The sequence below is a fragment of the Spirosoma koreense genome (genome assembly GCF_054777875.1).
Map to the genome: position 1 here is coordinate 780,248 of NZ_BAAHAC010000029.1, position 26,585 is coordinate 806,832.

22 protein-coding genes are annotated in these 26,585 nt (G+C 53.2%); 9 read left to right on the top strand and 13 right to left on the bottom strand.

All coding sequences use genetic code 11. The features are described from left to right. Positions 1 to 33 precede the first annotated feature (33 nt). Entirely contained in the window at positions 34 to 1,128 is a 1,095-nt protein-coding gene (locus ACYVC2_RS31135) for a mannonate dehydratase (RefSeq protein WP_461109397.1), read from the top strand. Here the strand turns inward: ACYVC2_RS31135 and ACYVC2_RS31140 are convergent. The 3 genes from ACYVC2_RS31140 to ACYVC2_RS31150 form a co-directional block, all read right to left on the bottom strand. Continuing rightward, complete coding sequence (locus ACYVC2_RS31140; protein WP_461109399.1) at positions 1,125 to 1,904, bottom strand: M90 family metallopeptidase; 780 nt, start codon at positions 1,902 to 1,904, stop codon at positions 1,125 to 1,127. The two genes, ACYVC2_RS31135 and ACYVC2_RS31140, sit on opposite strands and share 4 nt — an antisense overlap. After that, positions 1,901 to 3,283 carry a DUF4403 family protein gene (locus ACYVC2_RS31145; RefSeq protein ID WP_461109401.1) on the bottom strand — a complete coding sequence of 461 codons (1,383 nt, stop codon included), beginning with the start codon at positions 3,281 to 3,283 and terminating at the stop codon, positions 1,901 to 1,903. The genes ACYVC2_RS31140 and ACYVC2_RS31145 overlap by 4 nt, the downstream gene beginning before the upstream one ends. Positions 3,284 to 3,553: 270 nt before the next feature. Next, positions 3,554 to 4,102 carry a DinB family protein gene (locus ACYVC2_RS31150; RefSeq protein WP_461109403.1) on the bottom strand — a complete coding sequence of 183 codons (549 nt, stop codon included), beginning with the start codon at positions 4,100 to 4,102 and terminating at the stop codon, positions 3,554 to 3,556. Between the two features lie 217 nt (positions 4,103 to 4,319). Here ACYVC2_RS31150 and ACYVC2_RS31155 point away from each other — a divergent pair, with 217 nt between their 5' ends. Both ACYVC2_RS31155 and ACYVC2_RS31160 read left to right on the top strand, forming a co-directional pair. Further along, the gene (locus tag ACYVC2_RS31155) at positions 4,320 to 5,348 is read left to right on the top strand and encodes a S66 peptidase family protein (protein ID WP_461109405.1); all 1,029 of its coding nucleotides are present in this window, start codon (positions 4,320 to 4,322) and stop codon (positions 5,346 to 5,348) included. A gap of 20 nt (positions 5,349 to 5,368) precedes the next feature. Continuing rightward, entirely contained in the window at positions 5,369 to 5,599 is a 231-nt protein-coding gene (locus ACYVC2_RS31160) for a DUF3820 family protein (RefSeq protein ID WP_461109407.1), read from the top strand. 14 nt (positions 5,600 to 5,613) lie between these two features. Here the strand turns inward: ACYVC2_RS31160 and ACYVC2_RS31165 are convergent, their stop codons facing one another. Next, a complete protein-coding gene (locus ACYVC2_RS31165) occupies positions 5,614 to 8,319 on the bottom strand; it encodes a M14 family metallopeptidase (protein WP_461109409.1) in 2,706 nt (901 codons plus the stop codon). Positions 8,320 to 8,637: 318 nt separating this feature from the next. Between ACYVC2_RS31165 and ACYVC2_RS31170 the strand changes: the two genes are divergently transcribed. Continuing rightward, positions 8,638 to 10,539, top strand: a complete 1,902-nt coding sequence (locus ACYVC2_RS31170) for an AAA domain-containing protein (RefSeq protein ID WP_461109411.1) — start codon at positions 8,638 to 8,640, stop codon at positions 10,537 to 10,539. A 61-nt stretch (positions 10,540 to 10,600) separates the two neighbouring features. On the opposite strand, the gene ACYVC2_RS31175 is transcribed toward ACYVC2_RS31170, so the two are convergent. Further along, positions 10,601 to 11,062, bottom strand: a complete 462-nt coding sequence (locus tag ACYVC2_RS31175) for an Hsp20/alpha crystallin family protein (protein ID WP_461109413.1) — start codon at positions 11,060 to 11,062, stop codon at positions 10,601 to 10,603. Between the two features lie 151 nt (positions 11,063 to 11,213). Between ACYVC2_RS31175 and ACYVC2_RS31180 the strand changes: the two genes are divergently transcribed. Next, positions 11,214 to 11,804: a Crp/Fnr family transcriptional regulator gene (locus ACYVC2_RS31180; RefSeq protein WP_461109415.1), complete on the top strand. Its 591-nt coding sequence runs from the start codon at positions 11,214 to 11,216 to the stop codon at positions 11,802 to 11,804. A gap of 76 nt (positions 11,805 to 11,880) precedes the next feature. After that, positions 11,881 to 12,261, top strand: coding sequence for a DUF4267 domain-containing protein (locus ACYVC2_RS31185; protein ID WP_461109417.1), 381 nt, complete (start codon positions 11,881 to 11,883; stop codon positions 12,259 to 12,261). 78 nt (positions 12,262 to 12,339) lie between these two features. Here ACYVC2_RS31185 and ACYVC2_RS31190 read toward each other — a convergent pair whose 3' ends face one another. Then, positions 12,340 to 13,713 carry an amidohydrolase family protein gene (locus tag ACYVC2_RS31190; protein WP_461109419.1) on the bottom strand — a complete coding sequence of 458 codons (1,374 nt, stop codon included), beginning with the start codon at positions 13,711 to 13,713 and terminating at the stop codon, positions 12,340 to 12,342. Positions 13,714 to 13,800: 87 nt separating this feature from the next. Between ACYVC2_RS31190 and ACYVC2_RS31195 the strand changes: the two genes are divergently transcribed. After that, positions 13,801 to 14,460 carry an NAD-dependent epimerase/dehydratase family protein gene (locus ACYVC2_RS31195; protein ID WP_461109421.1) on the top strand — a complete coding sequence of 220 codons (660 nt, stop codon included), beginning with the start codon at positions 13,801 to 13,803 and terminating at the stop codon, positions 14,458 to 14,460. Positions 14,461 to 14,471: 11 nt separating this feature from the next. Here the strand turns inward: ACYVC2_RS31195 and ACYVC2_RS31200 are convergent, their stop codons facing one another. From ACYVC2_RS31200 to ACYVC2_RS31220, 5 genes are all read right to left on the bottom strand, one after another. Continuing rightward, positions 14,472 to 14,807 (bottom strand): EamA family transporter, encoded by a 336-nt coding sequence (locus ACYVC2_RS31200; protein WP_461109423.1) that lies wholly within the window; start codon positions 14,805 to 14,807, stop codon positions 14,472 to 14,474. Then, positions 14,804 to 15,364 carry an SET domain-containing protein gene (locus ACYVC2_RS31205; RefSeq protein WP_461109425.1) on the bottom strand — a complete coding sequence of 187 codons (561 nt, stop codon included), beginning with the start codon at positions 15,362 to 15,364 and terminating at the stop codon, positions 14,804 to 14,806. Before ACYVC2_RS31205 ends, ACYVC2_RS31200 begins: the two co-directional genes overlap by 4 nt. 48 nt (positions 15,365 to 15,412) lie before the next feature. Continuing rightward, positions 15,413 to 18,736, bottom strand: coding sequence for an nSTAND1 domain-containing NTPase (locus ACYVC2_RS31210; RefSeq protein ID WP_461109427.1), 3,324 nt, complete (start codon positions 18,734 to 18,736; stop codon positions 15,413 to 15,415). A gap of 1 nt (position 18,737) precedes the next feature. Next, positions 18,738 to 19,880 (bottom strand): SIR2 family protein, encoded by a 1,143-nt coding sequence (locus ACYVC2_RS31215; RefSeq protein WP_461109429.1) that lies wholly within the window; start codon positions 19,878 to 19,880, stop codon positions 18,738 to 18,740. A gap of 362 nt (positions 19,881 to 20,242) precedes the next feature. Next, positions 20,243 to 21,046: a hypothetical protein gene (locus tag ACYVC2_RS31220; protein ID WP_461109431.1), complete on the bottom strand. Its 804-nt coding sequence runs from the start codon at positions 21,044 to 21,046 to the stop codon at positions 20,243 to 20,245. Between the two features lie 94 nt (positions 21,047 to 21,140). Between ACYVC2_RS31220 and ACYVC2_RS31225 the strand changes: the two genes are divergently transcribed. Both ACYVC2_RS31225 and ACYVC2_RS31230 read left to right on the top strand, forming a co-directional pair. Further along, positions 21,141 to 21,848: a pseudouridine synthase gene (locus ACYVC2_RS31225; RefSeq protein ID WP_461109433.1), complete on the top strand. Its 708-nt coding sequence runs from the start codon at positions 21,141 to 21,143 to the stop codon at positions 21,846 to 21,848. A gap of 599 nt (positions 21,849 to 22,447) precedes the next feature. Beyond that, on the top strand, positions 22,448 to 24,007 hold the full coding sequence (locus ACYVC2_RS31230) for a Gfo/Idh/MocA family protein (protein ID WP_461109435.1): 1,560 nt from the start codon (positions 22,448 to 22,450) through the stop codon (positions 24,005 to 24,007). A gap of 100 nt (positions 24,008 to 24,107) precedes the next feature. On the opposite strand, the gene ACYVC2_RS31235 is transcribed toward ACYVC2_RS31230, so the two are convergent. Beyond that, on the bottom strand, positions 24,108 to 25,760 hold the full coding sequence (locus ACYVC2_RS31235) for a glycerol-3-phosphate dehydrogenase/oxidase (RefSeq protein WP_461109437.1): 1,653 nt from the start codon (positions 25,758 to 25,760) through the stop codon (positions 24,108 to 24,110). 113 nt (positions 25,761 to 25,873) lie between these two features. Next, a complete protein-coding gene (locus tag ACYVC2_RS31240; RefSeq protein ID WP_461109439.1) occupies positions 25,874 to 26,485 on the bottom strand; it encodes a hypothetical protein in 612 nt (203 codons plus the stop codon). Positions 26,486 to 26,585: the final 100 nt, after the last annotated feature.

Consider the following 26,585-nt stretch of genomic DNA (forward strand, 5'->3'; position numbering starts at 1 on the left):
GCTTACCGCGAAAGACCCGAATTCCATCTCCGCATGAACAATTCCCGCCGGACTTTTCTCAAACAGGGTGCTTCCGTGGCAACCCTGACTACACTTTCGGCTCACCCGCTTTCGCCACAAACGGTCAGCATGGCGAAAGATGCTAACCTGCAGTTGGGACTGGCTTATTTCTGGGGATTCGAACCGCAAAAAATGAAGCTCTCCGTGCAAATGGGTGCGCTGGGGGCCATTGCTCCCGCTAGCCCCGGCATGGTCGGGATGAAAGCTGCCAACGCGTGGGACTACGACGTCCTGAAAGCGATCAGGGACGGGTTTGCGCGTGAGGGGCTGACGCTTCAGGTCATCGAGAGTCCGACGCCGTTGGACAAGGTCAAACTGGGGCTCGACGGCAAAGATGAAGAGATCGACCACTTCATTACGTTCATGAAAAACCTGGCGAAGGTGGGGGTCGACACGGTTTGTTACAACTGGATGCCCGTCATCAACTGGTCGCGGACGAACATGGCCAAACCGTCGCGCGGTGGTGCACTGGTGAGTTCGTTCAATTACGAAGATGCGAAGAACCAGCCGCTAACCCCCTTTGGTGAGTTTTCCGCCAATACAATGTGGAAAAACCTCGACTACTTCCTGAAAGCGGTGGTTCCAGAAGCGGAGAAAGCCGGGATCAAACTCGCGCTGCATCCCGACGACCCACCGGTCGATAAGCTCCGGGGCATTGCCCGCATCATGACCTCCGCCGACGCTTTCAAACGGATGCTGGCGCTCTACCCAAGTCCCAACAACGGCATTACCATGTGTCAGGGTACGTTTGCCACGATGGGCGAAGACATCCCGACGGTGATCAGGTATTTTGGGGAGCGTAACAAAATCTTCTTCGTTCACTTCCGCGACATTCGGGGCAACCGGCTGACTTTTGAAGAAACTTTCGGCGACGATGGCCAGACCGATATGTACAAAGCCATGAAGACCTACTACGACATTGGCTACCGGGGACCTATAAGGCCCGACCACGTGCCTACGATGGCGGGCGACAGCAACGACCACCAGGGCTACAGCCTGTTAGGCAGTTTGCACGCCGTCGGCTACATGCAGGGGCTGATGGAAGCGATCCGAAAACAGCGTACCTAAACCGATTCGGTCAGGGGGTTCTGCCGGAAGATTTCTTCCAGCCGGGCAAACAGTTCCGGATGTTTTTCGTGCAGCAGATCCGGACGTTTGAAAAAATATTCGGAGACGACTGCGAAAAATTCGGCTTCGTTGGTCATGCCGTACGGGTTGATGTCGGAATGATTGGTTTTTATTTCCCCAATGCTTTTGTGAATCAGCTGGAGCCACGGCCTGATGTGGTCTTTTGCCAGCAGCAGTTCCGGCAACCCATCGGTAGCGCCATCGACCTTATCGAGCAGGTGCACAAATTCATGGATACCAGTGTTGCCTTTGCTCGTTTCGTTGGCAAACCCTTCGTGCAGAGCCGGTTTCGACAGAACCATCGTGCTTTGCAAAGCGCCCCCCTCGCCTACCATGCCCAGGATGTTCCGGTCGTCGCCGGTGGTTTGATAATCGGCATTGAACCGATCTTCGTACAGCAGCACGTCGGTGAGCGGGTAGTACCAGTCGTCGAAGCCAAAAATGGGAATAATGGCGCTGCTCGCTACCAGTACTTTGTCCAGATCGTCGACCGTTGTTCCCACGCCCTCAATGCGAGTATTGTTCAGAAAGTGCCGGACCCGCTCTTCGAAGCGCTTCTTTTTCTCGTCGCTCAGCGACCGGTAATAGGCAACGTGTTCCGACAGCAGGGCTGGATAACTGACCGGCAACGGCGCAGCGTCCTGCTTTTTCCCCTGCCAATATCGCCAGACCAGCCAGCCCATTACAGCCACAATAACACCAATCAGTAGCATCATAATTTATTCACTTTTATACCGACCTTCGATTCGACCTTAATCAGCGCCTGGATACCGTCGGGCCGGATCGCGATCTTTTGGGGGACAAACCGAAACGACTGAATACCCAGATCTGTTTTTTTGCCGACATCTGCTTTCTCGAACGCCTTGTCGATGATATGCGGCAAACTGGCGATCTCGTCGCCCAGATGGATAGTGAAAAGGCCCTCCAGTAGTTTTTGTAAACCGCTCTTTCCTAACGAATGGGTGCCTTTCGACAATAGGCTTTCGCTGCTGGTATCGAAATCAATATTCTGAACGATCAGGGTGTTGTTCAGCGTGTCGAAAGCCGGACGACCACGCAGATAGACCGGTCCGTCGATGAGGCCGCTCAGATCGGCTTTGATGATCAGGGCGCGCTGACCGCCGTACACCGATACGCCTTTTACGGTAACCGCGCCCAACGCCATTTTTTTAGGTTCTTTACCCATATTGCGAGCCAGCATCCGGTTGATGTCGTCGTACGGAATAAAACTCATCAGGTGCAGATCTGACGTCTGCGATACCGAATCGCGCTTCTGCAACAGGGGCAATGGGGTCTTTGGATGCACCGGCGACTCGGGTTTTAATTCGGTCTGCGTCTCAACCGCAATACGCAGATGAGTCGTTAGCTGATGTGCGTTACCCGTTACAGGGCCAGCCGCTACGCTTATGGGTTTGGGCACCAGCCAGAGACCAAATTCCTTATCGATCTGCAACGGTTTCTGCATATCCCGCCAGATGGGGCTTACCATCTGATCGAGTCGGAGATCTTTATGAACGGCCGAGTCGATGGCCTGTTCGATATCTGTTTTATGCTTGTCCAGAATATTCTGAGCCAGCTTCGTCAGAGAGAACTCTTTGCCCAGCAACCGAAGCTCGGGTTTTACGATCCACTGGTAATCCGCGAAGGTAGTATGACTCGCCAGTCGCCAGTTGGAGGTTACGCTGATCGGGCTTTTGAAATCGACATGCAGTACGCAAAAGGGCTTCTTGGGGGGCGTCGTATCGTGACTAAAAGGCTTGGTCAGCCATAGTTGAAGCGGTGCCGACAGCTTGATCTGGTTGTCGGCGTACTGAACCTGTACATCGCCCAGCCGCTTCACCCGAAAGGAAATAATCCCACTGGTTTTTCCATCTTTCTCTTTCCCGATGAGCACCGGGTCAAGTTCCTGGTTGATTTTCTGCTGCAGCTCGGCCAACTCGAACGTAACCGGACCGGCCAGGTACGAAATGGTTGGAGGAATAGGCGGATCGAACCCTTCCGCTTTGGGTGCCTGCGGCTCTTTCGACTGGCACCGAACCAATAACAGAAGCGTAGCCAGACCAACGAGCCAGGGGCTGGTATGCATGGGTTTCATGAACAAAAAGTGCCTGGTGGGGCGGTCTATAGTAACCGTATTCGTATGCCTATTAACTGATGACCGTCAGGTATGTTTCCGACGACAAAATTCTTGTGACAGAACGCAATCAGCGATGCCATCAATTCTTCGGTTCAACGCCTAATCAGGCGGGTAAAATAAAAGGCCAACGGTCGTCATAAACGAGCCATTGACCTTTTTGATAATCTCGCTTAATGGAAACTTCGGTACTACCCCGGTGGGGCCGTACCAGGCATCCGACAAAATGGCCTAAAACAACTTTTCGTTCGGGGGCTTGATGCCTTTCATACGAATGTAGATGGTGCACTGGCCTCGGTGGTGTGTCTGGTGCTCAAAGGCTTTCGCCAGAACGACTTCGCGGGTCATTTCGCGCTGTCCCATTTTCACAGACTCGGCCAGTTGCGCATCGGTCATCCCTTTTACGGCGTCGATCATGAAATCGTAGCTGTCCATCACGGCTTTAGTCAGAGTCGCTTTGGTTTTCAGCTCGCTCATCTCCTCCAGCTTCTTCCCCTGAAATGGATTAGGTTTCCCGCCGGCCAGCGCCCCAAAATTGTAATTGGCCGCAGCCAGATGCAGCATCTGTTCGGCAAAACTCCGGATTTCCGGCGTTGGTTTGTAGTTCACGCCATCCTCGGTCATGACGTCCAGGTATTCTTTCGTGTATTCTTTGGCCCGCTGCCAGTCTGCGGTCAATTGCGTGATGGTAGTCGATGGCGCAGCGGCCCAACTCGCGGCAAACGTCCAGAGTACGCTCAACACAGCGAAAGCAAAGCGAACAGGTAATTTAGCAATCATACTAGTATGGGTTGGATGGTTAACGATCGCCGGACTCCGTGGTTGGCTATCAGGCTCTTTACTTAAAGAGAATCCTGAGCAGAAGCTACTGAATCGGCGCAACAGGCTCCGTATGCCCAAAAAGATCCGGCCGACGGATCCGACAACCCCAGATCAGGGCTTGATCGATAGGTGGTTTTCGGTTATCTTTCTGCACAGATAAACCTTTCTTTTCCGGATGTTTTCTCGCCGTTCGTTCCTTCGGTCTACCAGCCTGGCTCCCTTTCTTTCACTGGCTGATCGTCGGCCACCTACTCCGCTCATTAAGCCTGCCCGCCTGCGACCAGGCGATACGATCGGGCTGTTTTGTCCGGCAGCACCGGCCTACAGCCAGGAAACCGTGAAGATCGCGCAGGAATCGCTTCAGGCACTTGGTTTTCAGACCAAAGTCGGTCCACACGTATACGACCGCTACGGTTACCTGGCCGGGCGTGACGCCGATCGTGCATCGGACCTGCACGCTTTTTTCAACGACCGGAGCGTAAAGGCCATTATGGCCATCCATGGCGGTTGGGGATGCGCCCGGCTGCTGCCGCTGCTGGACTACGACCTTATCCAGCGGAACCCGAAAATCCTGATCGGCTACAGCGACATTACCGCCCTGCTGCTGGGTATCTATACCAAAACCGGTCTGATGACCGTGCATGGCCCGGTCGGATCGGCTACCTTTAATGCGTATACAGTCGACTGGTTCAAGCGGGTGTTGGTGGAAGGAGAAACCGTAATCATGCGCAATCCCACCGATAAAGGCGATAACCTGACGCAGGTTCAGGATCGAATCACTACCCTCAAACCGGGTCTGGCTCGTGGGCGGCTGGTCGGCGGCAACCTGACCGTGCTGAGCCATCTGATCGGATCGGCGTATCTGCCCGACTGGAAAAATACCATTCTGTTTGTGGAAGACACGCACGAAGAAATTTACCGCCTGGACCGGATGCTGACCCACCTGAAACTGGCGGGTATTCTGGACCAGGTAGCGGGGTTTGTGTTCGGCAAATGCACTGACTGCGAGCCGAAAGGCGGTGGATACGGTTCGCTCACGTTTGAAGACATTTTAACGGAACACGTTATTCCGCTGCAGAAACCGGCCTATTCGGGTGCGATGATTGGGCACATCCGCGATAAATTTACGGTTCCGCTGGGTATCGACACCGAAATCGACGCCACCGCCGGTACGATCCGCCTACTGGAACCCGCCGTCAGTTGACGTGCTTTTGTGAAAAAACTATGAACGACGAACAGCCGCACGGCAACTCCGAACTGTTAAAAGAACTGCTGCATTACCAGATGCCGTTTGGCAAGTACAAAGGCACGCTCATCCGCGCCTTGCCGGTTTCGTACCTGGAATGGTTTGTGCAAAAAGGATTCCCGGCTGGAAAACTGGGTATGCTGCTGCAAACCATGTACGAAATCAAGCTCAACGGGCTGGAATATTTGCTGGACGGCATACGGAGGTGAGATGTGTTTAAAACCTATTTTTTCTCGTCTTCCTTTTTTGTCGGCGATTTCCAGAATTCCGGTGCACCGTATTTACCTCTGGACACCTCCCCGCCGTATAGCACTGAGTTCAGTAACACCCGATAGGTACCTAGCGGCTGACCACGCCACTGAGGTCGGAAACCGTGCAGGATGACATGCCCTTTGCCCTGCTGCACATCCAGTGAAGCCGCGCAGCCCTGCAAATATTTTTCGCCCAGCATATAGCCTGAGCGCAGGGGTGAACCCGCCGACGCGAACTTAGCCAGCGCCTGTCCTTTAAAGCCGTCGAGTGTGGCAAAAACGGGGCTATCATCCACAAACACAACCGCTTTGGCAGGCATACCCGCCATCACCGGATGCGTCGCGTCGGTCTCGACTTCCAGCAGCGATCCGCCCGTGAAGTAATCTTTGCTGTTGAGCCCGGCTACGACATTTTTCACGGGCAAGTGCAGGGCATCGATGGCGTAGTCGCTGCTCTCGTTCAGGCAGACGAGCGTACCGCCCTGACTGACAAAAGATCCAAGACTGGCGGCTCCCTGCGCGCCCAAGCCACCTTCGTAAGCGGGCGGAACGGCACCTTTTGCATAACCATCTTTTAGGTTTCGCGGCCGGTCAGAAGCCATCAGGATAACATCGAAGCGGTCGCTCAGGTCGCCCGCCAGTATGTCGGTATTGGTAATCGTAACGAACGGCAATTCAAACTGCTCCAGAACCCACTGGCTCCAGCCAGCGTCCATGCTGGCGGTCCAGGGTTTGTAGAGCGCAATACGGGGCTTAACGGTAGCACCGGTTGCGCTGGCGGTCAGTTCGCCCAAAACGCCCAGCTCCTTTATCCATTGGTCGAGTTGACCCTTCCCAATTCCGCTGATGGCATAGCGCTGAGCTTCTTTATTGTATTTCACTGTTCCACCCGCTTTCAACGACCGGGCGACTACTTTGAACGCATTATTCTGCACCGGACTGACCAAGGCAACTGCTCCCGAGCCTATTAGTCGGCCTTCGGGCGCTTTAATGGCCGCCGAAACCGGGTTGGTATCAAACCCGATGCCTGTTACAAAATCGGCGGGAGCGGCATCTTTTTTATCGTCATTCTGCCAGTTTTTCGCCGTTCCGCTCACCATCTGAATCGCTCCTTTCACATCAGCGGTAAGCGGAGTTGTGGCCGGAATCACGCTCAGCTCAAACTGCAACGGAAGCGTCCAGCCAGCGGCATCGTAGGGTTGCTCGGGGGGACCGCCCGGAAACTCGCGCAGGTCGGGGTATACCTGCACGTCGAGCAGTTGCCTGGTCAGCTCGCCGTACTCCTGGTTCATTGGAATAACCCAGGTTCCTTTGGGATACGTCCGGCCGTCGAACGCTACGTCTTTACTCAGTTGCCCGATCCGGATGCCATGAAAAGCCAACCGGCGCAGCAGTTCGGCCGGACGCGCCGGGTCGCGTTGTTTCTGCGGGATAAAATACGCATACGGGGGTTCCTGTTCATACTTTTTAATCGTGTTTCGCCCGGCCTGATAGCGGTTATACAGCAGCACATCGCCGTATTTAGCTGCGTAGTCGAGCGTAGCCAGCGAGGCCGTTTGCATGTAGGCAATGGCATCGCTGATGCGCCACCAGCCGCCCGGCCACGGACTCGCATACAGCGACTCGATCCGGAACTCGTTCTTGTCTTTCGGGAAATCGCGAACTGTATAAAAATGGGGCGTCGCGTAGTTGTACAAAGCCGTCTCGGTCCAGAACGCCGGAATATTCTGCAATACCGGCATGTAGTCGATATAACCCGGATACCAGGCATCGAAGCCGGTGCCCATGTGCGTAGCGCCTTTCTGTCCGTTGGTTTCCAGGGCTTGTGCCATCGCCATACCGATCATGTTCACTTCGCGGGCGATGATCGGCGGGGTTTGCGATGCAATCGGTTCGGCAAAGGGCGGCAGCCAGATACGGGTCGGGAAAGGCGAGGTCTGGTGATGCACGAAAATGATGTTCGGCTCCCACTCCCGCCAGGTGCGTGTCACCACGCGCGACTCGATCATGTTGAGCATGTAAGCGTCGCGGTTATTGTCGTGACCAACGTATTTCTGGTACAGAAACGGCAACGGCGCGATCTCGTAGGGCGTTCCCACGTTCGATTTGTACCAGTCGCCTACCATCGTCTGCCCGTCTGGATTCAGCGACGGCCAGAGCAGCAAAATCACGTTATCCAGAATAGCCTTGATTTTCGGATCGTCGGCTTTGCTGAGCAGTTCGTACGCCAGCGAGATTGTGTGCTGTGCCCCTGCTACCTCCGACGCATGCAGGCCACCGTCGATATGCACCAGGGGTTTGCCCTCCTGCGCCAGCTTTTTCGCTTCCTCGTCCGTCAGACCAGTCGGGTGAGCCAGGCGTTGAGCAATGGAGCGGTATTTGTCGATGTTATCCAGGTTCTTTTTGGCCGAAATCAGCGCAAAATACCACGGTCGCCCTTCGGACGTTTCGCCGACATGCACCAGTTTCACCATATCGCTGGCTTCGTCGAGTTTTTTGAAATAGCTCAGCGATTGTTCGTAGGTAGCCAGTTTAAAATCCGCCCCGACCGGAAAGCCCAGCGTTTCTTCAGGCTTCGGAATTGGTTTCTGTTGCGCCTTTAGCGGTAACTTTATCAGGCCGCAAATCAGGAGGGCAATTGGCAGCCAGGCGTGTTTTCGAATATACGGTGGGTACATGTTTATGGTCATCGTGTAGCTCAGGTTGTTGATAGAATCTGTTTTTCTGACAGGATCAAAAAGAAGAAGCAAATCCTGTCAGAAAAACACACCACCTATTCGGGCTTTGGGAAAAGATTATGCAGCAAGTATAAACACTGCACCTGTAAAAGCCTCCAATGACAGTAAATTCATTAAATTATGGACTAGTTATCGTTATAATAATTCTATTTTTTCTATTTTCTCCGAACAAAATATTGGTTTATCTAACAGATCAGTTGATCTATCCAGGCTTGGGTCCTACACCGGAGCAGTGTCGGGAAGTCGCTACCTTTGTGTATGGATTATTTTAAAAAGCTGCTCCAGTTACTCAAGGTTGAACGAGAAGAAGACCGCAATCAATACCGTAAACTCACCGAAACCACCTCGATTGCCGACCGACGGGCCAACGGCCTGACCTGGTATCCCATTGCCATCCGGGGATCTGAAATGGGCCGCGGGGATTACCTGACGGTGGAAGTCGAACGAACCACGCACCAGGACATTCCGCACCAGTTACGCTTCGGCATGCCCGCCGTATTATTCAGCAACCACGACCCCAGTACCGACCGGGTAGAAGGCACCCTTACGTACCAGGGTGGCAACCGCGCTAAAATAACCCTGCGCACTGATGAACTGCCCGACTGGAGCCGCGACGGCAAGCTGGGCGTTGAAGTATTGTTCGACGACAACAGCTACGACGAAATGGAACAGGCCCTTAAACTGGCCGATTCGCTGCAAAACAAGCCCGACCAGCGACTGATTCAGATTCTGATCGGCGAAAAAGCACCGACGTTTCATACCGAAGTGGCTCCGTCGTCCTTTCCTACACTGAACTCCAGTCAGGTATCGGCGGTGCAGAAAATACGGTCGGCCAACGAACTGGCGATTGTACACGGACCGCCGGGCACGGGCAAAACCACCACGCTGGTGCAGGCGATCAAAGCACTGATCAGGCAGGATAACAAGAAATTGCTGGTGGTGGCCCCTAGTAACACCGCGGTCGATCTGCTCAGCGAAAAACTGCACGACGAAGGGCTGAACGTACTGCGAGTGGGTAATCCGGCCCGCGTGTCGGAGCGGCTTATGGCACTGACGCTGGACCATAAAATGGGCGAACACCCGGCTATGAAAGAAGCCAAAAAGCTGAAGAAACAGGCGAATGAGTTCCGAACGATGGCGCACAAGTACAAGCGAAATTTCGGGAAAGCCGAGCGTGAACAACGCAAAGCCCTGTTCGACGAAGCCCACCGGATCATGAAAGACGTGGCGAATTCGGAGCAGTACGTCATCGATGACCTGATTGCGAAGGCGCAGGTGATTACGGCCACGCTGGTCGGCGCAAACCATTATACCGTCCGAAACCTCACTTACCACACCGTCGTGATCGACGAAGCGGGGCAAGCGCTGGAACCGGCCTGCTGGATTCCGATCCTGAAGGCGCAGAAAGTGGTACTGGCGGGCGATCACTGCCAATTGCCGCCGACGATTAAATCAGCCGAAGCCGCCCGGAACGGACTGGGCGAGACACTGCTCGAAAAATGCGTCGCTCTCCACCCCGAAGCCGTTACGCTGCTAAACGAACAATACCGGATGCACGAGCACATTATGGGCTATTCGTCGCAGGTGTTTTACGAGAACAAAGTCCGGGCACACGAATCGGTGGCCCGCCATGCGCTGTTCGACGGCGATCCGTCGCTGGCGTTTGTCGATACGGCCGGTTGTGGTTTCGACGAAAAACTGGACGGGACGAGTTCAACGAATCCGGAAGAAGCGGCTCTGCTGATGAAGCATCTAACCCAGCTCGTCACCGACCTGAGCACGCGCTATACACCGCAGGCTTTCCCGACCATCGCCATCATCTCGCCTTATAAACAACAGGTCAGTCTGCTAAAAGAGCTACTGACTCACTCGCCTGATTTACTGATTTATGGCCCTAAAATATCGGTCAATACGATCGACAGTTTTCAGGGGCAGGAACGGGATATCGTGTACATTTCCATGGTTCGCAGCAACACCGAAGGCGACATTGGTTTTCTCTCCGACATTCGCCGGATGAACGTTGCCATGACCCGAGCCCGCAAAAAACTGATCATCGTGGGCGACAGCGCTACGCTGGCGAACCTTCCTTTCTACGCCGATTTCATTAGCTATTCGGAAAACCTCAATGCCTACCAAAGCGCCTGGGAGTGGATGGGATAGGCACCCTAAAAAAGCGTCGGCTGAAGATCACTCCAGCCGACGCTTTTTTCGTAGGATTTACTTAGGAAATTTGAATCTGGGTCGGGGCCTTTGGCTTGGCTTCCTCTTTTTTGGGAAGATTAATGTGCAGAATGCCATCCGTATACCGAGCCTCGATCCGGTGTTGTTCACAAGTGTCTGGCAGCCAGAACGACCGGGAGAAGGCATGATAGCTGAACTCCCGTTTGGTGTACTGCCCATGCTGATCTTTCTCCTCGTTGCGTTGCTGTTGCTGGGTAGCAACGGTCAGTTTACCATTGTCGAGCGTCAGGGTAAAGTCTTCTTTTTTCATACCGGGTGCCGCCACTTCAAGATGGTACCCATCGGTATCCTCCTTAATGTTGACCGCCGGAATCAGCGTACCTACCCTCGCCCGGCTAACACCCGGCCAGTTGAAGTTAAACAACTCGTCCATGTCTCTGCCCATGAATTCATCCAGCAGAGAGGGAATGTTTCCGTTTCCATTGAATTTAACCAGTGACATTGTTTTTTAGATTTAAAAGTGAAACATGAAAAGTTTTCGCCGGATGCTACAGCAACCAAAATGCCAACTTTTATCTTCTTAAACACGCCAATGACATCACTGACAAAATGTCATTTTTCCCACAGAAAATATGTCAGAAGCTGACCATGAAATGACCACAGATCACGCCCCACTCCTACAGGCTATCCGCCAGTGGGTGACAGTTTCTCAGTCGGAAGAAGCTATCATTTCAGGGTTATTTGAGCCCAGGCTTATCAGGGCCAATGACTTCTTCTTACAGGCGGGCGACGTATGCCGTCATGTCGGTTTTGTGGTGCAGGGCTTTCTTCGCTATTACATTCTGGACGATGGCAGCGAACACACTTATGATTTCTCAGCCGAACAGTCCTTCACCTGCAACTACGAGAGCTTTCTGACGCATACACCATCGACCCGCTTCATTCAGGCGGTTGAGGACACTACTCTGTTTGTGATTCACTACGAGAATTTACAACGGCTTTACGAACGCCTGCACGAAGGGCAAAAACTTGGGCGGCTGATAGCTGAGCAGTTATTTGTGATGATGCTGCAAAAACTCACCTCGTTCTATACCGAAACAGCCGAAGAACGGTACGAGACATTCCTCCGCACTTTCCCCGATTTGCAGGAGCGCATGCCGCAGTATATCGTGGCATCGTACCTGGGCATCAAACCGCAATCGCTCAGCCGGATTCGGGCGCTACGCGCGGGCAAACCGTACTGATCGATCTTCACATAGGTGAATGCAGGCGCCGGCACCAGACAGGAACTTTGCCTCGTCAATAACCTTAAAGGAAATCATGTTAACGGAAAGAATGCCCCTGTGGGCCAAAGCAATCGGTTATGTATTTGGTATCGGTATGGTGTTTATCGGAGGTCGCTTCCTGCTCGATCCGGAAACCGCCGAGCGCGGATTTGGACTGATCTATGACCAGCCCAGCAACGCTTTTCATTACATTAAAGGGATTCGCGATCTGTTTTCAGGTCTGTTGATGACCCTATTTACGCTACTGAACTGGCGAAAACCCCTCGCTGTCGTCATCCTAACGGGCTCACTAATTCCGGTCGTCGATATGCTCATCGTGCTTTTATTGCCTTCTACAGTACCGAGCGCGGCCTGGATTCACGGGCTGACCGCCCTGACGGCCTGGGTATACGGCTATTTTCTCCTCCGCCCTTGATTTAAACACAGAGGCACGGAGAACACAGAGATATATAATAAACCTCTGTGTTCTCCGTGCCTCTGTGTTTAAACCCAACTATTGCTTTTCCAGCTTTTTCAGCTCGCTTTGAATGTACTCTTTCGACAGCCAGTTCGTGCCGATCATGACACCTTCGATATTTCGGGTCTGGGTAATGTCTTTCAGCGGGTTGCCGCTCAGCAGAACCAGATCCGATACATTTCCGGTCTTGATCACACCCCAGTCCGGCTTGGACAGATAGTTCGCGACGTTGACCGTGCCGGTGCGCAGGGTTTCATAAGGTGTTAGACCCGCATCGACCAGGTATTTCATTTCGTGGTGCACCGAAAAGCCCGGCACGTTCAGGACCTGGGGAGCATCAGAACCCAAGAGCAACTGGACGCCATTTTTCTGACATTCGTAAATCAGTTTGCGCCGAATCTGAATCAACTTTTCGGCATGCTCTTTCGAGAAATTCGGGTTGCTGTTATAGCTCTTCTTCGAGTTGAGCCAATTCGTCACCTCCTGCGGTTTCATGTATTTAAATTCCGGCGCATTGGCAAAGGCCTCGGCCGACAGGGGCGAAAGCCAGCGCTCGGCCAGGGCCTGCGTGGGCACCACCCGGATTTGTTTGTCGCGCAGCCCTTGTACCAGCTTCGGTATCTGCGCCGAATCGGCCCGGTACGCAATCCAGGAAGCGAACAAACCCGTTTCGGGCTCGGCCAGCGTATCCGAGCGGGGCACCAGCGCTTCGACAAACCCGTCCAGGTGATCGATCGACGAGTAGCTGGCATCGATCGCCCGCCAGACACCCACATTGAACGAGACGTGGCCTACGAACGGAATCCCGACTTCGTGGGCGGTGTTGGCGATAGCCGGAAAGGTTTCTTTGGTCAGGCCGGGGTGCAGTTTCAAAAAATCGTAACCGGCCACTTTCTGCTCCCGTACCATTTCGGCACCGCGCCCGGCCGTTTTGACCGTCTGCCCGTTGAACGACGGACCGGTCGTGTAAAAGTGCGGACCGAGAATTTCACCACTGTTGATTTTACTGCGCAGTTCGAGGTGTTTGGGGTGGCCGAGCATGCCCCGGATGGTGGTGATGCCGTTGGTCAGATAGAGCATCAGCACCTCTTTCATAGGCTCGATATCGTCGATGGGCGGCACGTGTGCGTGGATTTCGGCCCAGCCCGGCGTCAGGTATTTTCCGCTGGCGTCAACCACCAAGGCATCTTTTCCGAATTTGACGCTTCCTTCCTTTCCCAATCCGGTGATCCGGCCATTTTTAACCACAACGGTCTGATTTTCCAGCACCCGCTCCCGATCCATTGGAATGACGTTGACCGACCGGAAGACAATTTCCCGCGGGCTGTTGCTGGTGAGTGACTGCGCAGAAAGCAGCGCGCCGGGGGCCAGCAGCAGGACGATGAGCAGCAAAGTATGAATCTTTCGCATGTGTAAAGAAGGTTTGGTGGACCGGTACAAACTTTTACGACTTCAGCACCGTTTGGATTCTGTTAACGATCGAATAACGAGCAATTTATGAAAATCAGCGCGATTATAACCGGTGCCACGGGCATGGTAGGCGAAGGCGTCTTACTCGAATGCCTGGCCGATCCTGAAGTCGAACGAGTCCTGGTGATCAACCGAAAGCCCGGTGGCGTATCGCATCCCAAAGTAAAGGAAATTATCCATCCCGACTTTTTCGATCTGACACCCATCGCCGATCAACTGGCGGGCTACGACGCCTGTTTTTTCTGCTTGGGCGTATCATCTGTAGGCATGAGCAATGAGGAGTACAAGCACCTAACCTACGATCTCACCCTCAATGCCGCGCAGTTGCTGGCAAAACTGAATCCGGACATGATGTTTGGGTACGTATCGGGTGCCGGCACCGACAGCACCGAGCAGGGTCGTCTGGCCTGGGCACGGGTAAAAGGCGCGACCGAAAATGCGCTGATGCGGCTGTTCAAACGGTCGTACATGTTCCGGCCGGGGTTTATGAAAGCGACACCCGGTCAGAAAAACGTAAAGAGCTACTACAACTACCTTAGCTGGATCTATCCCATCGGTCGGGCGCTTTATCCGGCGGGCTTTTCGACCTTGCAGGAACTCGCGCAGGCCATGATTAAAACGGCCAAGGTCGGTTACGAAAAGCAAATTCTGGAGGTAAAAGACATCGTCCGGTTGGCGCATCGGTAAAGAGCCTCCGGCTACGGGCGAATCAGCAGAATGATCGCCAGAATACCCAGGGCAACCCCGGCCAGTTCGCGCGGGGTTATTTTTTCGCCGAAAACGAATTGGCTGAGCAGCAGGCTGAGAGCAATCACGATGACCGAGTGAAACACGCCAACCGTGAACAGTTTGAAACTGCGCATGGCATAAAACCAGCCCACCGCGCTGCCGCCATAAATAAGCCCACCCAGCAGCAGTGGTTTCCAGCCCGTCCATCCGACCTGCAACGAAGCTTTCTTGATCAGGTAGTCGGCGAGCAGCGAAACGAGTTCGATACCGACAATGAACAGCAACCATTTTATGCGTTCGCTCATAGCTGTTTCTGAACGGTATAGTTGTGAAGCATAGCCTGAAAATCAGCATTCTCGGTCGATCGAACGACGAGCAGTTGTTGTGGCTGGCCAAGCAGCGCGGGGGCAATAACGGCCAGAGGCAAGCGTAGATCCGGTCGAAAGGCGTCGTCCTGCGCGATAATCCCCCGGCAGTTCGGCGCGCCACATCGGCAAACGAACGTCTCGAAATGACCATAATAACTGTCGTAATCTTCCACGATTTCTTCATCGGGCTCGATGGTGCGCAATGCCACGCTGACGTTATCGAACTCCTGCAAGCCAGTCGAGTTGGGCACACACGAGTGATTTACGTACTTGCCCTCATCCCAGGGAATAATCACCCGGTTTTTGTTATCGAGGTAACTGTAGATGTCCAGCTTCTGTCGTTGCAAACCATCGAGTGCCAGGTACTGAGCCAACGGAATGTGCGCATCGATATCATCGGCGATCCAGAGGATTTCACCCCGTTCAAACCGACGTTTGGCAAATAAACCCAGGCCTTTGTTCGTGTTGCCGACATACGTATCGGGGTGGACCATCGCGTGTGTAGCGGTAATAAATGGTAGATTTTCTAAGCCGGCTTTCTGCTACAAGCCCGCAGCAATCCGGTCGTTGTCGGTCAGTACCGGATAAATGAATTCGCTGAGGTAGTTATACTGATTTTTATGGGGATCGGCAAAAAAACTAAGCACGACTCCATCTTCGTTGCTGATTTTTATGAGCGGTCCCGTCACCAAAAGGCTGTTGGGCAGGAACCGGATTCGAAGCGGCTTTTGACACTGATCAGGATACACACAGGTTTCAGAAAGGCCCGGCCTCGTTAAATCGAAAAAGGTCAATTTCTCAGCGGTAGCCCGGATCAGTTTTTCATCCGGTCCGTTCGAAGAAGCGTAAAAAGCGTATTGACTGGTTTTATTCGGGATCGACAGAGGTACTTCCCGTTGCTTGCCCTGAAGTACGTCATAGACATACAATTTTGTGCTACCGGAGTCTGCCGATCTTACGAGTACAGACGATTTACCGGCTTTGACAATCGAATAATCTGTCCACAAAACCGGCTGTCTGGTAGCTGCCATCAGATCGTAATTGTAGGTCAACGCCGGTACGTCGGTACGATACAAAACGTGCCCGGCCCAGCCGAATACAGTATAATCGCTGACGTTGCGGGCTATGACGGTGGGCTGCGAAGCCGGCTGCGCTAGTTGAACCGCGTAGAGCGTATACTCATTGGTAGTACCAGCCGCCTGTTTCGTAGCAACGGTCAGGATCGATTCATCCCGGTTAAAAACTAACTCGGCGGTGTTTTGATTGGCACGCGGTAGCTGGACAGCGGTCTCGCGCTGGGCTGAAGTGAGCTCACGGACAACCAGTTGTCCGGTTAGATTGAGACGAACCAGGTAGCGGCCGGATGGTGAAAAGGCCACCTGGGCGGTAGCGGAGTAGGCAGTTTGCTGTCCCGTTCGTAAATCCAGCATATCATACTGGTTATGAGTAGGATGTTTAACCAGCACGAACTCTTCCGAAGCCGAAAAAGTCAGGTCGTCCAGACTAAATTCAGGAATGGTTTGGGTAAGGTTTCGGAAACCGGCGTATTCATCGCCATTCTTTTCCAGATTATACAGATGCACGCCCTCACCGCTGGCATCCAGAATGGCCAACCAGCGTCCCTTCGGCGAAACGACTACCGTTCGAACGGCCTGCACCGAACCAGTACCGGTTTTTACAACGAGCCCTTTGCTCAGTAGTTTGTGGAGCGAAGGAAAGGCATACGATGTCCCTTGACGAGGAAAAATGCGCTTTTGTTTTGTTAAATCGAGTACCTGCAGGGTACTGTCTGTATCGAAAACGACCAAGTAATTGCTTCGTAGCTGGAGTTGCACGGCACTTTTCAGATTCAGGGGGTCCTGCTCCGGCCAGTCCAGTTTCTGATAAGCTTCCGGCCCGTTACCAGCGTCACGGCTTTTGTTCCAGACCTCGAAATAATTTCCCTGGTATAGATTGGCCACGAAGTGTAGACTGGTATCGCCCGGATCGATCTGCGTGTCTTTTCCGGCAAAAGGCACCAGCAACCGGTCACGAATTTGCGTGTCCAGCTCATTCCGTTTTCCGAAATCCCACAACGGACGTATTTGCTGGCTGCTCTCCCAGAGCCGGAACGCCATGCGCTGATTCCCCGCATTGTATTCGTCAGCCGCCCATTCGCTGTTGGCATCGGCCAGGAGCCGTTTATTATTCGTCAACGAGTAAAACGTTAAACAGCCCATCCCGACGACCGCCCCGACGGTAACCACCAGCCAGGTCGTCAGCCGTTTCAGTTTCCGGCGCTGGTGTTGTTCTTCGAGCAGTTGAATATCCTTTTCCCGGCGTTCGTGTTCCAGCCGTCGCTGCTCGGCCAACAGGTGCTGCCGCTCGACTTCCGCCTTTTTTTGTTGCTCAAGCTGGGTCTCCCGCTCACGGATACGCTCGCGTTCCCGATTCTCCCGTTGGCGGATCGTATCGAATAGCTGACGTACTTTTTCGACCGGTTCGATAAGCGTATCGTGGCTCAGTTCATACGTCTTGCCCAGGTGTGTTTCTTCGGCCCGGATCAGTCGGGCTTCCTGGAGCTTCTCGATGATCTGCGTATGGCCCCGCAGTAGCTCCTGCATTCTGGATTCGGCCAGACCGACCCGCTGGTGGTTGACAACCAGTTCGTTTTCGAGTACGTGCCGGGCCAGTTCGACTTCTTCGGTGGTGCCCAGGCTACGAAGCTGATTGCGATAAAATCGATTCAAAATCCGCTTCGTACTGTTGGCCCTGTCGATGGTGTCGATAACGATGGCGACGTCTGCGGTGGGCCATTTCTCGACGACATAGCTCTCGAAATGATTACAAACGATCTGCAGCTGCGAGCTTTCGATCTCGCAATCTTTATTGCTCAGGTCGCCGATGATTTTTTCGCGTACGGCCGGGCTAAACCGAAACTTAGGGGTCCGATACATTCCGTCGGTCTGAGCGGGCTTGTCGATGGCATCACGGGCCTGATCATCGTGCAGCGGATTGAGTCGATAGCGATTCCGGAAAATCAACGGGATAAACGTCTTTAGTCCGTCGATTTCAAAAAGCCGGTCGGAGCGAATCGACAGCAGACATTTTACGGATGGCTGCTTCCCCCAGGCCATCGTTTGGGGTTGCCGCTTGAAGGGGGGTATATCCAGCAGCCAGTTGATGACCCGCGTTGGTGGCTGGTCATGAATCAGTTCGGCCAGCTGCTGCGCAAACAGTTGCTGTGAACCAACCGGAAAAGCGAAAAACTCCTCGAACTGATCGAACACAAAAACCGGAACCGCATCGTTTGGAAACCGATAAACCTTAACGTATTCCCACAGTTGCGGATGCTGGGCGTCGAACAGGATCGGTTGAGCAGGTACGTAGGCATTTTCGTTCAATACCGCGTTCGCCAGTTGTTGCTCCCCCTGTTGAATGTCGGTTTGTAACTGCGCCCGTCCGACGGACTTTTCCGCAGTCGCATCAGCGGCTGGCTCTACCGACTCAGGCAACCCAGCCAACTCCGTTTTCCAGTCGCTTATTTTTTTGGCGAGCTGTTGGTAAGCCGTATCGAATTCGGTTCGCAACCGTTCCATTATGACCCCTGCCGGATTGAACAGGGTGTCGGTGTCCCGGTTTTCGATCTGGGGCTGAAACCGAATCAGAATAGGCCAGAACCCATCGGCTGTCAGCTGCGGACACACGCGTGCGTTGAGCAGCGAACTTTTTCCGAGCCCGGATTTCGAGAAAAGAATAACCGTTCGTTCGGTCCGGATCAGGTCTGTCAGTTCGCGGGCTTCCTGCTCACGACCGTAAAAAACATCCCGGTCATTGGCTCTGAAGGGGCGCAAACCAGGGTACCGGTATTTCAGATCAGAAGCCATGTTACGGGAGCGCCGGACTGAATGCGTTGTAGTGGGTAATGATGTCTTTCAGGTAACTGTCCATATCGTCGCTGACGAAATAAATCTTGAATTCCTCCTCGAAGAATTCGCGATTGCTTTCGTTCAGCACAACGCCCTTGGGGAAAACGGAAAACGAGCGATCCTGCTGCCGGGTCAGTTTCAGGATGGTATCGAAAATGATCTTGACGTACCACTGGTCGAAGTCGAAACCTAAAAACAGGTAATAGTTTGGCGATTCGAATTCGCTGCGCACGTTTGGGTCGAGTGGAGGGTCTTTCGCCAGGGTTTTGCGGGTGAAGGAAAGCCGCTCGCTCTCCGACAGCAGAATGGAGGTCGGCTCATCGAACGAACCGAATATATTGTAGAGCAGTACACTTTCCGGATCGTCGAGCGGTTGTATGGCAGCGCTCTGCCGCAACTGGTTGGCAATGGAATAATAACTATACTGACAGCGCCCTGGCTTTTCGGCGTTCATAATCTGCGCCAGCCGGTCGTCGGGATTGGTATTGATTACCACTTTCCAGGGTAGTGGGGCTAGTGCCTGGTAAACGCTGTCGTCGATGACGCAGTTTTTGTATACGTTAAGTGCTTTTCGGCCCTGCTCGCCCAGTACGTAATTGGGCATTTCGTTATACCGTTGCGCCATGTAACTCAGGTTTTCGCGCTGGCTTTCGGCGAAATACACATTGCAATCGTCCAGATCCTGCGCCATTTCGCGCGCCAGTACCGAATTGAACGCTGGTGTCGAATCGCCCTGTCGGCACCGGAGCGTATTCGGCCCCAGAAACAAAACACACTGCCGCGACCTGATGGCTTTTGTCAGCGACTGCAACCGGCTCTGCCGCCCTTCGCGCAGTTCCTTCAACAGCTGACCAATGATCAGGTTGTCGGGCTGCTCGTTGGCGCTCGCGACGAAAGCCAGTAAATCGATGAGTTTCTCACGCTCCTGCGCGTACTGCAACACCGTTTGCCAGACCGCGTAAACGGATCCGTGCAGATCGACTTTGTTTGGATCGAGCAGGACCACGATCATGATGCGTCGGGCATCCTCGACACTGCCGTAACAGCGGCCCAACTCAACCTTGAGCCGATACATATCTCTGGGGGTTAACGCTACATTCATGCCCGGTTGGATTAGGAAAGTCTACACAACGCAGTAACGTGATTCATCAGACGCGTTCCGAGGCAGCCGCTTTTCCGAAACGATTTCGACTCATCGGTAACAGCCGTTGTTTCATGCACTGAGTCGTACGGTGTGGATACGTTGGAAACTTAACCAGAAATAAAATGCCAGCCTGAAAGTTATGAGTAATCGGTAGCCGAATCGAACGTAAAGCAATTTTCAGATACCCAACAGTCTTTTATCTCCTTACTTCTCTGACTATCAATAGTATAATCGAAGCTAATTGCTGGATCATCTTTTCGCTACACCCATCAGGCAGGCATTGATTTTCCAGGCTTTAAGAGCACGGCAACGGTTACGGGTTAGTCGATGGTCGAGACGATGACGTAGTTATCATTACGAGTGATTCCGTAAATAACCATGTTGCCTTTAACGCTTCGGTCGATGGCAAACGCCTGGCCCTCGCTGATGGTCGGAATGGTTTTGACGTATTGTAGGGTATGTCCTCGTTCAGGCAGTTTCAGCACGTATAACTCGGGCTTATCGTGACCGGTGCAGTAAATAAACCCATCTTTACCCCAGGTTCCGCCCGATGTACTGTAGGGCGAAAAGGCCTGTAACACATTCGCCGGAAACGCCCAGGATTCGAGCTGTTGCCAGTTTTTCGTGAATTTAACCAGGGTCGTCCAGCAATTGTCGCGCCCCTCGGCCATGGCTTTGTTGGAGTAATTGGCAAAGGCCACCCACCAGTGTCCCTGATAAAAATCAGCCCAGGTAACCGAGCCCGGAAACAACCCGAAACTGTGATTACCAATGTGTCTGAGCGTACGGGTGTCAAAGATCTCAATCGAACTAGCCATCGGCACGTCCGGGTAATTGGAATGCGTGCAATACAGTTTTTGTCCAATCACAACGCCACTATTCATGTGTTTCAACAAGCCGGTCGTATCGGTCCATGCGGCTACTTCCCGGCCATCGGTTTTGGTGTGTTTGCTCAGCGAATGATTGTTAATGACGTAGAAATGCGTTTGATCGACGGCGACGCCCTGTTGCACCTGTTTCAGTTGAAACCGCCGGACTTCGGTGGCTTTCTGCGCCCGACAGATTGTTGGCGAAACTAGATATAGCGTTAAAACAAGTAGCCTTGATAAGGAACGAAAGCGCATGGTTTAGTTTTTTTAGACAAGGTTTATGGGATTAGCCGACTGAAAAATCAGATAAAAATTCGGTTCATCCGGTAAATCTTCTCTAAAAAACATTATGTCTCTATCCATTCTCTACCAGTCGGATGATTTGGTTGCGATCAATAAACCCCACGGTTTGCTGGTGCATCGCTCGCCCATTGCCAGCGATGCCAGCGAGTTTGCTGTTCAACTTCTCCGCGATCAGTTGGGTCAGCGCGTCTACCCCGTTCACCGACTCGACCGCAAAACGGGTGGCGTGCTGTTGTTTGCCCTGACCGAAGCCATGAATTCGGCCATGCAAACCCTCTTCGCCGACGGAGGTGTTCAGAAAACCTACCTGTCGATTGTGCGCGGCTATACACCGGGCGAGCAGACTATCGATTATGCGCTGCGAAACGACGAAACGGGGGTAATTCAGGAGGCTGTGACTCACCTCAAAACCCTTCAACGTACGGAGATTCCATTACCGCACGGCAAGCATACAACCTCACGCTATTCATTGATCGAACTAACGCCCACCACCGGTCGGATGCACCAGCTGCGCAAGCACATGGCGCACATTCTGCACCCCATCATCGGCGACCGGCCCCACGGCTGCAACAAGCAGAACAAGCTCTTTAAGGATCATTTCGAGATGAACACGATGCTGCTGAACGCTCGGCAGCTTGCGTTTACCCACCCCGTCACCTCGGAGCGCATCGCAATCACCGCGCCCTGGCAAGCGGAGTTTGAGCGGATGATGGGAGTATTATTCAAGAAAAATACATTGAATGAGAGCAGGTAATCGGTTATGACCTTACTTTTTTCAGCGATTTTTCGGTTTCTTTTTTTGTCTTTATAGTTCTTACAAAACTTGGTGAAATCTCTTAGCAGTTCTCTGGCGAATGTTCTTTTTGACTTTTAAGCAAGATATACCGCACATAATAGACGTATCGTCAGACGCTTTCGGGTACTGTTTACGACATAGATTAACCGCTTTCTGCGACGAACGTTCGATTGTTTCAAAATCAATAGGGGCATTTTACGGTGTTGTTTCACAGATAAAATAATTCAGGACAGAAACGGGGGGATTAGTCGGTTCGAACAGGTTTGTTTTAGGTGGTTTTCTTTATATAGGACTGATCGTAAACCTCAGTTACGCTGGCAGCCAGTTTGAAGAATTGATCAGGCGATGCGTAAATGAACCGGACTTCTTCAGGCGTTAGTCAAAACCCCGCCATCAAACCCGTACGGACCGATTCTGACTCCGTTTTTACCGGAATTAATAAATTATTAACCAGGTAACGACGGGATAAGCCGGGCAACCGAAAAAACGTAATGCCTAATTGGGTAAATTTCGCCCGATATTCGCTTATCAATTCTTATAACTCCTATACGTTTCTCATGAACCAGTCAGATAACTCAACGCCCGGCTCGAATTCGGCCGGCGTAGATTCGACAAGTCAGAGCCATTCGGGCAAATCCATGCCGGGCACCTCCATGCCGGGCACGAGCCGCCGTCAGTTTATTCAGGCAGGTGCCCTGGCCACGGCCAGTTTCTTCATCGTGCCTCGTCATGTATTGGGTGGCAGAGGTTTCATTGCACCCAGTGATAAACTCAACATTGCAGGTGTTGGCTTCGGTGGCAAAGGCTTTAGCGATACGAACAACGCATACAACAACGGAGCAAATAACATTGTCGCCCTCTGCGACGTCGACTGGGGCCTGGCCCGCGTGAAGGAGAACTTTACCAAACATCCTAACGCCAAACGGTATAAGGATTTCCGGGAGATGCTCGACAAGGAAGGCAAAACCATCGATGCCGTGACCGTATCGACGGCCGACCATACCCACGCCGTTGTCGCGATGGCGGCTATGCAACGGGGCAAACACGTGTACGTGCAGAAACCCATGACCCATAATATTTACGAAGCCCGGATGCTCACTGAAGCGGCCCGTAAATATAAAGTCGTGACGCAGATGGGAAACCAGGGTTCGTCGAACCCGCAGCAGAAACAAATGGTGGAGTGGTTCGACAAAGGCTTGCTGGGAACCGTACACACCGTAAATCTCTGGACCAACCGCCCCGTTTGGCCGCAGGGTATTCCGGTACCGCAACCCGCCAGCGAAACGCCCGTCGATCTCGACTGGGACCTGTGGCTCGGACCAGCCCAGAAAGTTGGCTATACACCGGCTTATCACCCCTTCAAGTGGCGGGGCTGGTGGAACTTCGGTGCCGGTGCGCTGGGTGACATCGGTTGCCACATCATGGACACGCCGTTCCGCGTACTCGGCCTTGGTTACCCGACCGAAGTCGAAACGAGTATCGGTCAGGTCTTCCTGAAAGACTGGACGCCTGAATACATTCCCGAGGGTTGCCCGCCCTCGTCGCACGTGGAGCTGAAATTCCCGGCAACGGCCAAAAACAAGTCGGTCGTAAAAATGATTTGGGAAGACGGTGGTCTGCGACCCTTCCGCCCGGATATGCTGCCCGAAGGCGAACCCATGCCGGAAAACGGCGAAAACGGCGTACTGATTCAGGGCGACAAAGGGTTGCTGGTCTGCGGGATGTACGGTGAAGACCCGAAACTTTACACAAAAGACGGTCAGAAGATTGTCGGTGATCCGAAACCGAAACCAGCCGACGGCGCTAAACCACTCCCCGAGAATGGGCACCAGGTGTTCTGGACCGAAGCCTGCAAAGCAGGTTATAACAGCAAAGAACACAAAGCACTTACCTCGTCGTTCGACTTCGCCGGTCCGTTGACCGAATCGGTGCTGATGGGCAACCTGGCGATCCGCAGCTATACCGTTCGTACGGCGAATGCAAACGGCAAAGGGTTCTCTTATCCTGGCCGGAAGAAACTGATGTGGGACGGTAAGAACATGAAGATCACCAATTTCGACGAAGCGAATCAGTTCGTGAAACGTCAATATCGCGAAGGCTGGTCGCTGACCGCGTAGTTAGGTCAGGACTGTAGTCATTCGATTCTGCTTTTATAAAACAATAAACCCTCGACCTGATTGGCGAGGGTTTATTGTTTTATAGAATAGTAAGCTCACGTTAGGTCAGTACCTGGTTTCGTTCGGGAGCCAGCCCAGCCTGGGTTATAAAGGCACGTAGCAGTTCCTGGTAAGCCCGTACCTGCTTGTCACGGTATGCGTCGCTCCAGCCCAGTTCCAACGCCATTAAGTCGGCCACTTGCGGAGCAAGCTGAGCGGTCAGTTGCCAGTCAGACAGTTCGAGTCGCCACCGACGCGCCAGCACATCCCGAAGCGTCACGGCCATTTCTTCCCGGACCTGATAAATTATCTCTGCTTTTATAAATGGCTGGCTATTGACCAGTTTTTCAGACCACTCGTGCGCCTGTTCTGTAAGTCTGGCGACCCGGTCGGCCCGATTGCCGTACGTTCGCATCAGGTGCTGGCAAACATCCGCTGGAAGGCTGTATTTCGTCTGGAGCTTCTGCCAATCCTCAAATCGATAGTTTTCACCGCCAACCAGGTAATGCGTTGCGGTACGACTAAATACTGGTTTGTTCAGCACTTCGCCGACCCGGTCGATGGCGTCCTGTGCCATCACCCGGTAGGTTGTCCATTTTCCACCAAGCAGACTCAGCAAGCCCGACGCCGGGTCGTGCTCTACTTCATGATCGCGGAGCAGGGTTTTTGTGTCGGCGCGGCTACTGACGATTAGTGGGCGAATACCGCCGAAGCCTGCCTGTACCGCAGTCCGATCAGGTGTTTCGGCTAAGTAAGGCCGTACGGTTTCGAGCAGGTAGTCGACTTCAGCCGGTTCCAGCACCGGTTCATGATTCAGATCCGAATAATCATCGTCGGTGGTTCCGACAAAAACCTTATCGCCAAACGGAATGGCAAAGACAACCCGGCCGTCGGCGGTTTTCGGGATCAGGATAGCGTAGTCGCTGTTTAGGGTTTCGCGCGGTAGTACAATGTGTACGCCTTTGCTGGGCCGAATGCGCTGCTCGAGTGCTGGGTTGGCCAGCAGCCGAACAGCATCAGAATAGGGGCCTGTACAATTGAGAAAAACCGTTGCCCGAATCTGTATAGTTTCTCCCGTCAGTTGATCCCTGACCTTGGCTACTTTAAGCTGGCCATTTTCTGTTACGAAATCCGTAACCGCAGCATAGTTCACGACGGCGGCTCCGGCTTCGTCGGCCGAATGGGCCAGCGCCAGGGCATACCGCGCATCGTTGAACTGACCGTCGTAATACAATACTGCCGAATGCATCCGACGCGTTAGTCGGGGACTTTTGTCGAGTGCCTGCGCTTTGCTAAGCCAGCTTCCTTTGGGAAATGAGTCATGACCGGCAATAAATCCGTAGAGGGTAAGCCCGACGGTCATGTACAGGCCTTCGAACCAGCTGAAAACAGGCGTTAACAAGGGCAGCGGATGAGCCAGATGCGGAGCATTACGGATGACCGTCCGTCGCTCGGCTAGACCGTGGCGAACCTGTCGGAGCTGCGCCAGGTCAAGTTTTTTTATGGCCTGTTCCAGATACCGAACCCCGCCATGAATTAGTTTGGTCGACCGGGAAGAAGTTTCGCAGGCAAAGTCACCCCGGTCGATCAGGGCAACACGATAACCGCGTAAGGCCGCATCCAAAGCGGCTCCCGCCCCACTGGCCCCCGCTCCGATAATACACAGATCAAAAGGTTCGTTCCGCAGCCGTTCCCAGTTTTTTTCCCGATTCATGGTATTCCAACAATAGCCTTTGAGCAATACGTTTAGCGAAAGATGCTCAGTTACAATCAGGTAACGGCAACGGCCAGGTAATTAGTTGCGGCATTATCTTTATTTTATCCAACTTATGAAGAGAAACTCCGGCTTCGTCCTCCGAAAAATCCACTCCGCCCGCCCGAAGGCCGCACCGTACGGGTCACGCGTGATGTTCGGACATTCTCCCGGATTTGGTTCGATCGGTCGTACAGGCCCGTATTAGCGTATACTCCCGCGCCGTAGCGTTGTTCATCAGCCCGATACTGCGGAGCGGTCGAACGACCAAGCATATACCCCAGCCCGCCCCACAGGAGCGCATTGGCCAGGCCATTGTGATGATGGTAGCCTCCGGGGTTATTAAGATATGTGCGTGTCGACTCATCATTAGCGACAAGGCGCTTGGCCGCTTCTACGCTCAGCGTGTCGCGATGCCCATCGAAATAGTTGACAATGGCACCCGCCTGGCTGGGATCGGTCTGCACCTCATCCGTAATTTTGAAATTTCCCGGTGCCGTTTCGGTAATATACGTCCGAACGCCCCGTCGGAAACTCGTTTCAGTCCGTTCCTCGTCATCATCAGAGCGGTTGTTGCCACAACTCTGGAGCATAACGGCTCCGTTAAGCAGGGCCAGGCTCAGGGTCGTACTAAGGGTAATGTCTTTGACACGCCGAAGTACGGCATGTCGTCGCGAAGGTGTCATGGCTTGAATTCCAAATGATTGATTCCTAAAGCTACATCAACAGACAAACCCGTACAACCAAAAACGGATAAAAGGGAAAATGACCGGACTAAAGCCCACA

What these genes read in the sequence shown, in the direction of transcription:
- ACYVC2_RS31160 (WP_461109407.1), top strand. Translation starts at nt 5,369, where the DNA reads ATGAACGACGAACAGCCGCACGGCAACTCCGAACTGTTAAAAGAACTG.
- ACYVC2_RS31135 (WP_461109397.1), top strand. Translation starts at nt 34, where the DNA reads ATGAACAATTCCCGCCGGACTTTTCTCAAACAGGGTGCTTCCGTGGCA.
- ACYVC2_RS31165 (WP_461109409.1), bottom strand. Translation starts at nt 8,319, where the DNA reads ATGTACCCACCGTATATTCGAAAACACGCCTGGCTGCCAATTGCCCTC.
- ACYVC2_RS31210 (WP_461109427.1), bottom strand. Translation starts at nt 18,736, where the DNA reads ATGGCTTCTGATCTGAAATACCGGTACCCTGGTTTGCGCCCCTTCAGA.
- ACYVC2_RS31155 (WP_461109405.1), top strand. Translation starts at nt 4,320, where the DNA reads ATGTTTTCTCGCCGTTCGTTCCTTCGGTCTACCAGCCTGGCTCCCTTT.
- ACYVC2_RS31240 (WP_461109439.1), bottom strand. Translation starts at nt 26,485, where the DNA reads ATGACACCTTCGCGACGACATGCCGTACTTCGGCGTGTCAAAGACATT.
- ACYVC2_RS31170 (WP_461109411.1), top strand. Translation starts at nt 8,638, where the DNA reads ATGGATTATTTTAAAAAGCTGCTCCAGTTACTCAAGGTTGAACGAGAA.
- ACYVC2_RS31150 (WP_461109403.1), bottom strand. Translation starts at nt 4,102, where the DNA reads ATGATTGCTAAATTACCTGTTCGCTTTGCTTTCGCTGTGTTGAGCGTA.
- ACYVC2_RS31195 (WP_461109421.1), top strand. Translation starts at nt 13,801, where the DNA reads ATGAAAATCAGCGCGATTATAACCGGTGCCACGGGCATGGTAGGCGAA.
- ACYVC2_RS31235 (WP_461109437.1), bottom strand. Translation starts at nt 25,760, where the DNA reads ATGAATCGGGAAAAAAACTGGGAACGGCTGCGGAACGAACCTTTTGAT.
- ACYVC2_RS31230 (WP_461109435.1), top strand. Translation starts at nt 22,448, where the DNA reads ATGAACCAGTCAGATAACTCAACGCCCGGCTCGAATTCGGCCGGCGTA.
- ACYVC2_RS31180 (WP_461109415.1), top strand. Translation starts at nt 11,214, where the DNA reads ATGACCACAGATCACGCCCCACTCCTACAGGCTATCCGCCAGTGGGTG.
- ACYVC2_RS31145 (WP_461109401.1), bottom strand. Translation starts at nt 3,283, where the DNA reads ATGAAACCCATGCATACCAGCCCCTGGCTCGTTGGTCTGGCTACGCTT.
- ACYVC2_RS31220 (WP_461109431.1), bottom strand. Translation starts at nt 21,046, where the DNA reads ATGCGCTTTCGTTCCTTATCAAGGCTACTTGTTTTAACGCTATATCTA.
- ACYVC2_RS31205 (WP_461109425.1), bottom strand. Translation starts at nt 15,364, where the DNA reads ATGGTCCACCCCGATACGTATGTCGGCAACACGAACAAAGGCCTGGGT.
- ACYVC2_RS31200 (WP_461109423.1), bottom strand. Translation starts at nt 14,807, where the DNA reads ATGAGCGAACGCATAAAATGGTTGCTGTTCATTGTCGGTATCGAACTC.
- ACYVC2_RS31215 (WP_461109429.1), bottom strand. Translation starts at nt 19,880, where the DNA reads ATGAATGTAGCGTTAACCCCCAGAGATATGTATCGGCTCAAGGTTGAG.
- ACYVC2_RS31185 (WP_461109417.1), top strand. Translation starts at nt 11,881, where the DNA reads ATGTTAACGGAAAGAATGCCCCTGTGGGCCAAAGCAATCGGTTATGTA.
- ACYVC2_RS31190 (WP_461109419.1), bottom strand. Translation starts at nt 13,713, where the DNA reads ATGCGAAAGATTCATACTTTGCTGCTCATCGTCCTGCTGCTGGCCCCC.
- ACYVC2_RS31175 (WP_461109413.1), bottom strand. Translation starts at nt 11,062, where the DNA reads ATGTCACTGGTTAAATTCAATGGAAACGGAAACATTCCCTCTCTGCTG.
- ACYVC2_RS31140 (WP_461109399.1), bottom strand. Translation starts at nt 1,904, where the DNA reads ATGATGCTACTGATTGGTGTTATTGTGGCTGTAATGGGCTGGCTGGTC.
- ACYVC2_RS31225 (WP_461109433.1), top strand. Translation starts at nt 21,141, where the DNA reads ATGTCTCTATCCATTCTCTACCAGTCGGATGATTTGGTTGCGATCAAT.